Source organism: Ruegeria sp. BF10, from assembly GCF_056538725.1.
Map to the genome: position 1 here is coordinate 186,970 of NZ_JBQFTR010000003.1, position 13,543 is coordinate 200,512.

Sequence of the window (13,543 nt, forward strand, 5' to 3'; positions counted from 1 at the left end):
CTGCATGGCAAATGACTTGAGTTCGGGAATCACAAGTCGCAGCCGGTGCAAAATTTGTGCTCTTTTCTCCTCCGTCGAATATCCGATACTCTGACGAACGACCTGCCAACAGGAACGCCCTGAGATGATCGAAATTCGCGACCTGCAATTGCTCAGTGCCTTGGCACGGCATCGGCATTTTGCCAAGGCGGCAGAGGAATGCGGGATTTCGCAGCCCGCCTTTTCCATGCGCATACGCAACCTCGAGGATCGGCTGGGCGTGTCCATCGTCCGTCGGGCCAACCGGTTTCAGGGTCTGACAGAAGAGGGCGAGATGATCGTCCAGCGGGCGCGGCGCATCCTCGACGACACCAAGGCACTCGAGCAGCAGGTGCTGGCCACCAGAGGCGAGATCACCGGCACGTTGATTTTGGGCGTGATTCCGACGGCCATCGCCTTTACCGGGCGCCTCACCAAACGCTTTCGACAAGCGCATCCGCGCATCGTTACGCGCATCGAAACCATGTCTGCCACCGCCATTCAACACCGGCTGGATGAAGGTAGCCTGGATGCCGGGATAACATATGGCGACAGCATCGGGACCGATCTGCGACAGGTGCAACCTTTGTACGAGGAAACCTATGTCTTGCTGGTCCCGTCGCACATGACGGACGAAACCGGTCCGATACCTTGGGCGCGCGTGGCCGAATTCCCGCTAAGTCTGCTCGAGCCCCAGATGCAGAACCGGCGTATTCTGGATCATGTATTCGAAGATCAGGGTTTGTACCCGGACGTGGTTGCCGAAACCAGCGGATTTACCGCTTCGATGGTGATGGCACGCGAGGGGCTGGCCGCCACGGTTGTGCCCCGTGTCCTTGTGCGGGCATTGGGCGAGTTGAAAGGGACAAAGGTGCTGCCGCTGATCGAGCCCATTGTCAGCAAACCGATTTGTCTGGCGACACGAAGCCGCGATCCAGAACTGCCAACGGTGCAGGCGCTGCGCGCTGTGGTGACGTCTTTACGGTGATAAGATGTCGTTATCGTGTGATTGCAAAAAGCGATTTGACGATATGCTAGCCTGATGAGACACGGGGCCTGAATCGGAGGGCATAATGGCACCATTAGACACCAAGCCATCAGGCGCACCCAAGGGCGTCTGGAAGTCAGGTAAAGGCAAGGGGCGGCACACGCCCAAAGGTCGTCAGTTCACGGATGAGGCGCAGGCTGAAATTGCACGCTTGCTGGGCGACCGCCCACGCCGCCGCGACCTGCTGATCGAGTATTTGCACCTGATTCAGGACACGCACGGTCATATCAGCGCCGACCATATCGCCGCGCTGGCCGTCGAGATGCGGATCGGGCAGGCCGAGATCTACGAGACCGCGACTTTCTATGCCCATTTCGACGTGGTGAAAGAAGGTGAAACACCGCCGCCCGCGCTGACCATTCGAGTCTGTGATTCCCTGTCCTGCGAAATGGCCGGCGCGCAACAGCTGAAAAAAGCGCTGGAGGATGGGCTGGACCCGTCCGAAGTGCGCGTTCTGCGCGCGCCCTGCATGGGGCGCTGCGACACCGCGCCGGTGCTGGAAATCGGTCACAACCATATCGACCACGCGACCCTCGAAAAGGTGCAGGCCGCGATTGCTGCGGATGACACCCATGCCCATTTGCCTGATTACGAGACCTTCTCGGCCTATGTCGTGAATGGCGGTTACGCCAAGCTGAATGAATTGCGCGAGGGCGGCGATTGGGAAGAGGTTCAGGAACAGGTTCTGGCCTCGGGCCTGCGCGGTTTGGGTGGTGCAGGTTTCCCGTCGGGCAAGAAATGGGGCTTTGTCCGCATGAATGACGGCCCGCGTTACCTGGCCGTGAACGGGGACGAGGGCGAACCCGGCACGTTCAAGGACCGCTATTACCTGGAACGCACCCCGCATGTCTTCCTTGAAGGCATGTTGATCGCCGCCTGGGCGGTCGAGGCCGAGACCTGCTTTATCTACATGCGTGACGAATACCCTGCGGTTCTGGAAATTCTGCGCCACGAGATCGCCGCGCTGGAAGATGCCGGAATTGTTGAGCCTGGCTATATCGACCTGCGCCGCGGTGCGGGTGCCTATATCTGCGGTGAAGAATCCGCGATGATCGAGTCGATCGAGGGCAAGAAGGGCCTGCCGCGTCACCGCCCGCCTTTCGTGGCACAGGTCGGCGTATTCGGCCGGCCGACGCTGGTGCACAATGTCGAGACGCTCTACTGGGTATCCAAGGTTTGCCGGGAAGGCCCGGAGATCCTCAATTCTGTTGAAAAGAATGGTCGCAAGGGGCTGCGCAGTTATTCGGTCTCGGGCCGGGTGGCGAAGCCCGGCGTCTACCTGCTGCCGGCAGGGTCGACCATTCTTGACGTGATTGATGCCGCCGGGGGCATGGCCGAAGGTCATGTGTTCAAGGCGTATCAACCGGGCGGGCCGTCGTCAGGTCTTCTCCCCTCCAGCATCGACGACGTCCCGCTCGATTTTGACACTCTACAGCCACTGGGCACGTTTATCGGGTCTGCTGCGGTTGTGGTTCTGTCCGATCAGGACACCGCCCGCGATGCGGCGCTGAACATGCTGCGGTTCTTCGAGGACGAAAGCTGCGGCCAGTGTACCCCCTGCCGTGCGGGCTGCGAAAAGGCGGTGAAGCTGATGCAGGCCGACACGTGGGACACAGACCTGCTGGAAGATCTGTGCCAGGTGATGGGCGATGCCTCGATCTGCGGCCTGGGGCAGGCGGCCCCGAACCCGATCCGCCTGGTCATGAAACATTTCGCCAATGAGATCTGAGGGAGACAGAGCCATGCTTGATGCAAGCCCAAACAAAACCGTCACCTTCAACCTGAACGGCGATGACGTCACCGTGCCCGAAGGGACCACCATCTGGGAAGCGGCCAATGGCCGTGGGCTGGTGATACCGCATCTGTGTCACAAACCGGCGCCGGGTTACAAACCCGATGGCAACTGCCGCGCCTGTATGGTCGAGGTGGAAGGCGAGCGCACGCTGGTCGCCTCGTGCATCCGCCCGGCTGCTGACGGGATGGTGGTCAAGACCGACAGTGACCGCGCCGAGAAATCGCGCGCCATGGTCATGGAACTGTTGGTGGCCGACCAGCCCGAGGTGGCGCATGACAAATCGAGCCACTTCTGGGACATGGCCAAGCTGAACGATGTCAGCGACAGCCGTTTCCCGGCGAAAGAGCCCGAGAAGATTCCGCTGCTGGATGACAGCCATGTGGCGATGCGGGTCAATCTGGATGCCTGCATCAACTGCAACCTCTGTGTCCGCGCCTGTCGCGACGTGCAGGTGAATGACGTGATCGGCATGGCTGGTCGCGGGCATACCGCTCAGGTGGTGTTCGACCAGAACGACCCGATGGGCGATTCAACCTGTGTCGCTTGTGGTGAATGTGTTCAGGCCTGCCCGACCGGCGCCCTGATGCCTGCAACCGTGCTGGACGACCAACAGCAGGGCGACAGCAAGGATTACGACTCTGAGACCGAAAGCGTCTGCCCGTTCTGTGGCGTGGGCTGCAAGGTTTCGCTGAAGGTCAAGGACGGCAAGGTCAAGTATGTCGAGGGTATCAACGGCCCGGCAAACGAAGGCCGTCTGTGCGTCAAGGGCCGGTTCGGGTTCGACTATATCCACCACCCGCATCGTCTGACCAAGCCGTTGATCCGGCGCGAGGACGCGCCCGAGAAGGGGCTGAACGTCGATCCCGGTAACATCGGCACCCATTTCCGCGAAGCAACTTGGGACGAGGCGATGGATCTGGCCGCAACCAGGCTGAAAGCCCTGCGCGACGAAGACCCGCGCAGCGTTGCGGGCTTTGGTTCGGCCAAATGCACCAACGAAGAGGCCTATCTGTTCCAGAAGTTCATCCGTCAGGGTTTCAAGCACAACAATGTCGACCACTGCACGCGGCTGTGCCACGCGTCGTCTGTTGCCGCTCTGATCGAGAATGTCGGCTCGGGTGCTGTGACCGCGACGTTCAATGAGGTCGAAAATTCGGACGTGGTTATCATCATCGGCGCCAACCCGATTGAAAACCATCCCGTCGCGGCGACCTATTTCAAACAGTTCGCCAAGCGCGGCGGCAAGCTGATCGTGATGGACCCGCGCGGCGTTGGTATGCGCAAGTTTGCCGACGAAATGCTGCAATTCCGGCCCGGTGCCGATGTCTCGATGCTGAACGCGATCATGAACGTGATCGTCGAGGAAGAGCTGTATGACAGCCAGTACATCCACCGCTGGACCGAGAACTGGGAGGCCGAGAAAGAGCACCTGCGCCAGTTCACGCCCGAGGCGATGGCACCGATCTGCGGCATCGAACCGGATCAGCTGCGCCGCGTTGCGCGCACCTTTGCGCAGGCCAAGGCCGGTCTGATCTTCTGGGGCATGGGCGTCAGCCAGCATATCCACGGCACCGACAATTCGCGCTGCCTGATCAGCCTTGCCCTGATGACGGGCAATGTGGGCAAGCCGGGCGCGGGTCTGCACCCGCTGCGGGGGCAGAACAACGTGCAGGGCGCGTCGGACGCAGGTCTGATCCCGATGTTCCTGCCGGACTACAAGACTGTTACCGATGACAGCATTCGCGCGCAGTTCACCAGTGTCTGGAACTCGGACGACTTCTCGAACGAGAAGGGCCTGACCGTCACCGAGATCATCGACCAAGCCTATGCGGGCAACATCAAGGGCATGTACATTCAGGGTGAAAACCCGGCCATGTCCGATCCGGATGTCGGCCACGCACGTGAGGCGCTGGCCAAGCTGGACCTGATGATCGTGCAGGACATCTTCCTGACCGAAACCGCGAACTATGCGGACATCATCCTGCCGGCCTCGGCGCTGTATGAAAAGAACGGCACGGTGTCGAACACCAACCGTCAGGTTCAGCGTGTCCGTCCGGCCGTGGCTCCTCCGGGTGAGGCACGCGAGGATTGGAAGATCACAGTCGAACTGGCACAACGGATCGGTCTGAACTGGGATTATACCGATGTGTCTGAGGTCTTTGCCGAGATGAAACTGACCATGGAGTCGCTGGACAATATCACCTGGGAACGGCTGGAAACCGAGACGATCACCTATCCTTCGCTCAGCGAAACCGATCCCGGCCAGTCAATCGTGTTCGGTGATGGTTTCCCCCGCGCGGGCGGCAAAGCAAGGTTCACACCGGCCAGCGTCATCCCGCCCGATGAGGCGCCCGATGACGAATACCCGATGATCGCCACCACCGGCCGTCAGCTGGAACATTGGCATACCGGTTCAATGACCCGCCGGGCAACGGTTCTTGACGCGGTCGAGCCCGAGGCCAACTGCTCGATGAACCCGCGCACTCTGAAGCTGATGGGAATTGATCCGGGCGAAATGATCCGCCTGACCACGCGTCGCGGTTCGATTGAAATCATGGTGCGCGCTGACCGGGCCATTGCCGAAGACATGGTGTTCATTCCGTTTGCCTATGTCGAAGCGGCGGCGAACATCCTGACGAATTCGGCCATCGACCCTTACGGCAAGATCCCCGAGTTCAAATTCTCGGCCATTCGTGTCGAAAAGATCGAGGATGCGATGGCAGCGGAATAAGATCGCGGCCAGACTGAGCGAAGGCGGCCTCTGGCAGGGGGCCGCTTTTTTTTTCCGCGCCGTCGTTCAAACGATTGCCCCATCTGACTTGCCCCGGCAATTCGTTGGGTCATCAATTGGCCGCAGCACCACGCAAGTTTCAGCACTGGCGATGGCATCGCGACCACCAACGAAATCGGAACCAGGCGTCCATTTGGCAATTTGAACACCCGTCACCGGATCGTGCGAAACAAACGGATGGCTCACCTCGGCTTTTTTGACGGTTGGTCAATAGTCACGCTCGAAGAACACACCCACGCCGGTTTCTCCTCGGCCATCGACCGTACCGCGCACCGTGAAATTGTCCGTGACATCAAGGTTCAGGTTCACTTCGGTGTCACCTTCGGTGTTCACGGTGAAGTCTGTATAAAGGTTTTCACCCAGATACGCGCCTGCGCCCAAACGGCCCGCGCCGCTTTCCGTAGCACCTATGTCAACCGTATCCACTCCGGTGGAGTCCCGCAGGCCTTTGGTTGCATCCCCTCCCGCACCGCTGAGCTGCGCCAGCGATGCCGCCATCTGCGCGATCAGGAACGGCGAGATTTCTGAAAACCGGTTCCCGAACAGCAACATCGCCAGCGCTTCTTCAGCCGGGCGTTCGGGGTCGGAAAACACATTGACCTCAGGTGAATCCAGCGGACCCGCAATTTCGATTGTCGCCGTGCCGTCAGACGTGCTGGCTGAAGACTCGAACTCGATATACGGGGTCAGGTCGCCCTGCAACGTGACGATACCCTTGGTCAGCGCCAATCTGCGGCCCAGAATGTCGAAATTCCCCCGGATCAGTTCGATCTGACCGGACGGAACAACAGATGCTGTGGTGCCGCCGATGAGAATCCGACCGCCCAGTTCTGCATTCACGCCTCGCCCTCTGACGAAAACCGCCTTGGGTGCAAGCAGGCTGATATCCAGCGCAATACGTGACGCGCTTTTCTCGGATCCTTCGGTCACGACCAATCCGGCACGCTCTCGCGTGACGAAACCGGCACGGCTTTCGTTGATGTGCTGGATGTCCGGGATAGGTGCCGCGCCCACGGCGCCGGACGCGGCTGCAAGGTTGATGTTGGTTTCGTCAAACGTGATTTGACCGGCCAAAGAACTGTCTCCGGCCAACGCCCCGGTCATGGCAATCTGACCGTTCAGGGTGGTTTCATACAGCAACCGATCCGTCAGCACGAGGTTGTTCAGGGTGGTGGTGATCTGGGCGTTGAACGGAGGGGTCAGGTCAACAGGTCCGTCGACGGTAAAGTTGCCGCCCGCCCGAACCCCGCCATTCAGTGTGATGGTTGCGCGGCTTTGCGCCAGATCCACCTGACCACTGATCCCGGTAATAGTCTGGCCAGCACCCGGTACGGCAAGAGATGTGCCCGAAGTGGTGATCGATCCGCTCAGCGACGCCAGCGCCGGAGCACCTTTGAGTGCCAGATCGAAGCGCGCCGACCCGTCGATCTTGTTTGGTGTGATGAAGACATTCGCGATTCCAAGGTTTATGCCGCCCTGAGCCGTCAGATCCGCCTGACTGCGGGTTTCATCAAAGGTGCCGGCCAAGGTGGTGTCTATGTCGGCGGGCCCTTGCGCCTTGGCGTCGATCGTCCAGACTCCATTGTCGCGCTGGGCCGTCCCTGTTGCTGCAACGGTGCCGGGAAACTCTGGAACAAACCGCTCGATCCGGTTCAGATTGGCGTCAAAGTCGACGTCGGCAGACCCATCCCGCTCAACCGTTCCCTTTAGGCTGGCGTATGAGCTGTCAGGTCCGTCCAGGCGGGCAGTGCCTTCCAGCCCAGAACTGGTCGGAGCGACGTTCCCGCTCAGGTTAAGCGGGCCGGACAAGGTTTGCGACAGACGAGCAAGGTCATCCAGTTTGGCGGAAAAGTCCAAGCCGCCAGCGTTTCGGTCCAACTTGCCTGATGCATTTGCCGACAGGGCGGTTCCAATCAGTTGGAACGTGCGGATGTTCAGGCCTTCGTCGTTGTTCACCGCGTCCACGGTCAGGTTCGTTCGCCCCTGGATCAGGTCGTCAACGGCGTCGATCCCGGTTTTGATATCGTCCGCAGCCAAATTGCCTTTTACGTCGAACGCCTTGCTGCCGACCGCGCCCTGGCCGGCAACATCGGCCCGGATCGCCCCAGCGAGATCGCGTTTGGCAAGGTTTGAAAACGGTGACAGGTCCGGGATGTTCAGATTGGCCTGCCCGTCAATAGCCAAAGCATTCTTTGGATCGTCTATGGTGGCAGAGACCTTGGCGGTCAGGGCAGAACCGTTCACCGTCGCGTCGCGGATCACAATCTGTTCCTGGTTCAGCGCACCGTCGAACGTAATCTCGTTGCGACCGGCCAACAGCGGATCAATCTCGGTCAGACCGGTTTTGATGTCCCGGCCCGATACGCTGGCCGCGCCGTCAAACTCCAGCGTCTGAACGGTTCCTTTTCCGTTCAGTTTCGCTTGCACTGCGCCTCCGAGTTCGCGTTGGGCAAGGCCGGAAAACACGGACAGGTCCCGGGAATTGACCGTCGCCTGACCATCGATCGTCACGTTGCCATCAGGGGTCGTTACCGTGCCGTCGGCCTGGGCGCGCATGGTATCTCCGATCAGGGTGAAATCTCGGATGGTTACGCCATCTGCGCCGCGCCTGGCGTCGAGCGTTATCGTTGTATTGCCCTTGATCACCGGATCGATGTCATCACGCCCGGTCGAGAGGTCGGTTCCTTCGACCTCCAGCTTGCCGTCGAAACTGCCTTCCAGTGGCGAGCCCCGACCGGTCACCTTGGCCGAGACCTCGCCTCCCAACTCCAGTTGCGCCAGTTCCGAAAACCGGGACAGATCCGTGGCTTTCAAAGTGGCGGTGCCGTCGACGGCCAAGCCGGTGGACAGGCCGCTGACCAATGCGTCGACGCCCAATTCGTAGTCCGAACCGACCAGTTCGAGACCGGTCAGGTTCAGGGATTGGTCACTGCCATATTCGAAAGTGCCATCCAGAGTGACGAGGTCGCCTATTGCTGCATTCAGGGCCTCGTCCGCCAGACTAATACCGTCCAACGCGGCCTGCAGGTTGCCATTGATTTTTAGCGCTGCGCCCTGTTCCAGGGTCCCGTGAGCAGTAATTTGCGCGCGCTCCAAATCAACCTGCTCGGCCTGCACGGCGTTTGCAGTCAGGCTCAGGTCCCAATGATTGCCGTTTTTTTCGTCGTACAGCGCCGAAATCTGTGCTGCTCCAACGGACGTGTCACCGCCCGAGGCTGGAAGAGTTACCCTTTCACCCTCCGGTGGCGTTATGCGTCCTTGCAGGGCCGCGAGTTGCAATCGCCCACCTGCCGCCAACTGTAACTGGCCTTTCAGGTTCAGTGCTTGTGACGAGATCTCAAGCTCGTCAATTTCCAGCGCACCCTCAGGTTGGGTTCGCCCATCCACATAGAGCTGTGTTTTGGCACCGAAAAACGTATCCATTTCTTCGGCGACAAAAGGTGTCAAATCACCACCGAGATCGGCAGTAAACGCAATGCCCTCTTCTGCGCTGGCCGCGGCAGTCGGGGCCGAGCGTAACCGAACCTGCCCTGTCACCCGAGGCTGACCATCGCTGCTGAGGCCGATATCTGCGGTGAAGTCGGTCACCGGTCCGGACCCTTTCGCGGTCAACCCAATCGGTGGACTGTCCGGAATTTTCAGAGCGGCCGAGATCAGGCCGCCCGCTGCCTCTGTCACCTGAAGGTCAAGATCGATCTGGCTGGTTGAATTCTGGAAGCCCGCTGCCAGCTTGATTTCATCGCCCGCCCGGTCCAGCCGGGTGATATCCAGATCGGTGTCCAGCGTCCCGTCGGCAAGTGACAGGTTGCCATTGACCGCCAGTTCTGCGGCCACTCCGATCAGAGGCTCGCCCAAAGCCAGCTCGTCGACACGAATTTCACCGATTTCGATGGCAACGGGCAGTTCAGGCAGTTGGAAACCTTTTGCCTCTGCGGTTGGCGGCGGCGTATCTTTGGTGGTGGTGCCCGGCGCGCGGGCGACGTCGATCTCTTGTGCAGTCAAGGCATTGACCGAGAACCGCCCACGGATCAAAGCCAGCCGGTTCCAGTCAAGTTCGGCATCCTTTATGGTCAGCCAGACCCCTTCGTCATCGGCAACCGTGATCTCGGCAATCGTGGCACGTGAACTCAGCGCACCTTGCAGGCCTTTGACGGTGACGTTCTGATCGTCGCCCGACAGTGTATCCTGTAGGAACCGCTCGATCATGCTGCCGCCTTGGTCCTCCTGCGGATGTCCGGCCACAGGCACGACCGCCAGCGCGCCGATCAGCAGAGGGTATGAAAGGTACCGTCTCAAAATGCCTGTCCGATCCCGATGTAGAACTGTAGCCCGTCCCCGGTGGGGCCGCTGACAGGATAGGCCAGATCAAGACGCAGGGGGCCAAACCCGCCCAGATCATATCTTACGCCGATACCGGCGCCCGAGTGGTCTTCCGCGCCGCTGCCGACAAAGGAAGACGTATCGACGACACCGTAGTCATAAAACCCGACCAGCGACAGGCTGTCGGTAACCTTGCCTCGGATCTCACCGGACAAGCCAATAAATGACTTGCCGCCTGCGACGCCGGTCCCGACCGGAATGCCGAGGCTTTCATACGGCTGCCCGCGCACGGTTCCCGCGCCACCGGAAAAGAACAGAAAGTCAGGTGTGACACCGTCTGCGGGTGGGCCAATCACGGATCCCAATTGCGCCCGCCCCGCCAGTACAATCCGTCCTCCGGTGCCAAGGCTGGTATAGGCGCGGCCATCGAAAAACAGACGAATTCCAGTGTCGCTGCCGGAAAAGCCGACAAAAGGCATGATCTGGGAATCCAGATAGAAACCGCGCGTGGCACTGACTTTGCTGTCACGCTCATCCCATTCGGATCGGAACGGCACGATGAAATACCTGAACTTGCGCCCGCTGCCATATGCGTCATCTGCATCCGACCACTGAAATCCGGCCGATGCCTCGGCGTAAAGATTGTCCGAGAACGTTCGGCGCGCACCATAGGCCAGCGACGCCACCGTCACATTGTAGTTTTCCGTGTTGCGGCGTTCCAGCAGGGCGCTCCAGAAGGTGTTGTCATCAGGGCCAAGCCGGTCGGGTTGATCCAGACGCAATCCGATCCGGCCATCAATATCCTCTGCACCGCCAATATTTCGGACCGCCGCTTCGAAGCGCAGACGTTCTGCGCGCCTGAACATGTTGCGATGGGTCCACGTCGCGGTCACATCCACACCATCACGAGAGGCCAGTTCGACACCAAAGGTCAACCGACGTTTGGGCAGGTCTTCGAACGTGGCATCGAAATCCAGTGTGCCATCCGGATTCGGCGTCTCTCGTTCCTGCAACGAGACCACGTTGAACGTGCCGGTCCGGCGCAACCGTGTTCCCACCTTCTGAATTTTCTCGGGCGAATAGACCTCGCCACTGGGGAAGCCGGCGATCTTTTCGATGGATCTGTGGCGCACGTCTGAATTGCCCTTGATGAACATTTTGCCAAATGTCAGCCTGCGCCCGGGGTCAAGATCGATCTGAGCATCCAGGCGGGCCTGGGCGTGGCGCGCGATGATTGTCTGACCCGCAATTCCGGCTTTTGCGTGACCCGCGTCCCTCCATCCCTGAACACCGGCCGAGGAGGCCTGTTGAATGGCACCGGTCGTCGCCAGTTTCCCTGGGGCAAAGTCCTCGGGCAGTTCCGTTTCAGGGGCCAGGGGCTGAACTGTGGCGGTGCCGAATTTGAAGCGTGGCCCGGTTTCGACGGTAATCGCAGCACGGTTGATTTGTGCAGGCACCGTGAGAGAGCTCAGCTCGGCCGCTTCCTGTCCATCAAGCTTGATGCTGACGACCGGGCTGAAATACCCTTCGTCGTACAGGATTTGCACAATCGTTCGGTAATCCGACAAGGCTCCCGAGAGGATTTCAAGCGGGGTGTCGAGGCCGCGTTCTTCAGCCGTGGTTACCGAGGATGTCTTTTCGAGGCGTTCAACCAGTTCTTTCGATGCGCCGGGGGCGGAAAGTGAGGTTTCCAGCGCCGCCAATGTGGTTGGGGCCAAAGTCACAACTGCGGCCATCAGCCAGCGCCCCAGACGGCATTGCCGCTTGCTCCTTTGCATGAATTGCCCCAACTGTCCCAATTCCAGTTCTCTTGCCCGCGTCATGCACGGTCGTTTGAATTCAGGTTAGAGCATCTGAATGCGGATGGGGAAAGGAATTATGCATGAGACGTGTTTTTTTTGGGCCAAATTGTGTTGACGTCACCGCCCGGCTATTCGGCTGCCATAAGGCGGGCCACGTCCAGCATTCGCGCCGAAAACCCCCATTCGTTGTCGTACCAGCCAAAGACCCTGACCTGATTTTCACCCACCATACGGGTCTCAGGTCCGGCAATGACCAGCGATTCAGGGCGGGCCCGCAGGTCGGACGAGACCAGCGGCAAGTCAGTCCAGCCAAGCACAGGCGATGCAGCAACGGCCTGCTTCAGGGCGTGATCGAAGGTTTCGGCACTCATGCCGCGCTGCAATGTGACCACAAGGTCCACGGCTGACACACTTGCCGTGGGAACGCGGACAGCCGCGCCCGAAATGCGCCCGGCCAGATGAGGCAGGACGACATCGATCAGGTGCATCGCACTCGATGTGGTCGGCACCATCGACAATGCCCCCGCCCGAGAACGGGCCAGGTCGCCGCGCGGGGCATCTACCATTGGCTGGCTGTTGGTATAACAGTGGATGGTGGTCATGTGCCCCGATGCGACGCCGCCGATCTCGTCTATGACCTTGACCAGTGGCACCAATCCGTTGGTGGTGCAGGATGCGTTTGACACAATCCGGGCGCTGCCCAGCTGGTCTTCGTTCGCACCCAGAACGATGGTGACATCAGCAGCGGGGGAGGGGCCCGAGATCAGCACTTTGCCTGCGCCCGCGGTCAACCCGCGACGCGCAACGTCCGAACTGCGGGCGATACCGGTACAATCCAGCATGACGTCAACGCCGGACAGATCAACGCGGGACAGATCGGCGCTGTGGGTCATGGGAATCGCGCGTCCATCCACGATCAGCGCAGCGTCCCCCCCGGACACATCGCCGGGATAGGGGCCGAATGTGCTGTCGTATTTGAACAGGTATGCGCAGGTTTCCAGCGGCGCGATGTCATTGATCAGCGCCAACTCGATATCTGACCCTTCCGGCAGGGCCAGAACCTGCCGCAGGATCGTGCGGCCAATGCGGCCGAATCCGTTAATCGCGAGTTTCATGCGCAAGCTATGGCAGGCCGGTCGGGCGACCTCAATGCCTGATCTGACGCCGTGTCAGTTGCAGCTGACCTGCGAGAAAAACTGGCCCGAGATGTTCTGATACATGCTGGCCACGATCGGCTTGCACCCGGTTGCCTGCTGAATCGCGGCAATGGCCTGAACGGTGCGCAGGCGCGGCGGCGGGCCGAAGGGGTTGAGGTTGTTGTTGTCACGCGTGGCGCGATAGACGACCGGCGCGTCGGAAACCTGTGTCACCGCCCAGGTGCGGCTCATGACGAAGACGGATTTGGTTTCTTCTTTGGCCGAGATGGGGGATGCAAAAAGGGCCGCGGATGAAGCGAGTGCTGCGACGGCCAGCAGGGCAGGGCGTAGTTTCATGGAACAATCTCCAGTGCTCAAAATCAGAATTTACTTGGATTTCAGCAAATTCCAGCCCGCCTGTGAAGCCCCAAGGTCAGAAATATGCGGCGCCACCCCGTCGGCCAGGTGTTCCCGGCAAGCTGTGGGCAATGGCAAATGCCGGTTGCAGCCCTTGTGCCGCCAATGCCTGAACCACCCCGGATCGCCCGCGTTGCGGGCTTGCGAACAGAAGTCTCGCAGACAGGGCTGCCCGGGGTGTTTTGAAGGTTCGCCTCAGGGGCTTGGCCCTGCCGG

At 60.2% G+C, this 13,543-nt stretch carries 7 protein-coding genes; 3 read left to right on the plus strand and 4 right to left on the minus strand.

Going from position 1 to position 13,543, the window contains the following annotated elements; translation table 11 throughout:
- The first annotated feature begins 124 nt into the window (after positions 1-124).
- The 3 genes from ACR0DJ_RS13960 (at position 125) to fdhF (ending at position 5,592) form a co-directional block, all read left to right on the plus strand.
- Positions 125-1,006 (plus strand): LysR family transcriptional regulator, encoded by an 882-nt coding sequence (locus ACR0DJ_RS13960; RefSeq protein WP_170344938.1) that lies wholly within the window; start codon positions 125-127, stop codon positions 1,004-1,006.
- An 85-nt stretch (positions 1,007-1,091) separates the two neighbouring features.
- Positions 1,092-2,795: an NAD(P)H-dependent oxidoreductase subunit E gene (locus ACR0DJ_RS13965; protein ID WP_480685337.1), complete on the plus strand. Its 1,704-nt coding sequence runs from the start codon at positions 1,092-1,094 to the stop codon at positions 2,793-2,795.
- 13 nt (positions 2,796-2,808) lie between these two features.
- The gene (gene fdhF / locus ACR0DJ_RS13970) at positions 2,809-5,592 is read left to right on the plus strand and encodes a formate dehydrogenase subunit alpha (RefSeq protein WP_480685338.1); all 2,784 of its coding nucleotides are present in this window, start codon (positions 2,809-2,811) and stop codon (positions 5,590-5,592) included.
- Between the two features lie 267 nt (positions 5,593-5,859).
- Here the strand turns inward: fdhF and ACR0DJ_RS13975 are convergent, their stop codons facing one another.
- From ACR0DJ_RS13975 to ACR0DJ_RS13990, 4 genes are all read right to left on the minus strand, one after another.
- The gene (locus tag ACR0DJ_RS13975; protein ID WP_480685339.1) at positions 5,860-9,948 is read right to left on the minus strand and encodes a translocation/assembly module TamB domain-containing protein; all 4,089 of its coding nucleotides are present in this window, start codon (positions 9,946-9,948) and stop codon (positions 5,860-5,862) included.
- A complete protein-coding gene (locus tag ACR0DJ_RS13980) occupies positions 9,945-11,708 on the minus strand; it encodes an autotransporter assembly complex protein TamA (protein WP_425079868.1) in 1,764 nt (587 codons plus the stop codon). The genes ACR0DJ_RS13975 and ACR0DJ_RS13980 overlap by 4 nt, the downstream gene beginning before the upstream one ends.
- A 194-nt stretch (positions 11,709-11,902) precedes the next feature.
- Complete coding sequence (locus ACR0DJ_RS13985) at positions 11,903-12,889, minus strand: type I glyceraldehyde-3-phosphate dehydrogenase (RefSeq protein WP_425079813.1); 987 nt, start codon at positions 12,887-12,889, stop codon at positions 11,903-11,905.
- 54 nt (positions 12,890-12,943) lie between these two features.
- Complete coding sequence (locus tag ACR0DJ_RS13990) at positions 12,944-13,267, minus strand: hypothetical protein (RefSeq protein WP_170344942.1); 324 nt, start codon at positions 13,265-13,267, stop codon at positions 12,944-12,946.
- Between the last annotated feature and the right edge of the window lie 276 nt (positions 13,268-13,543).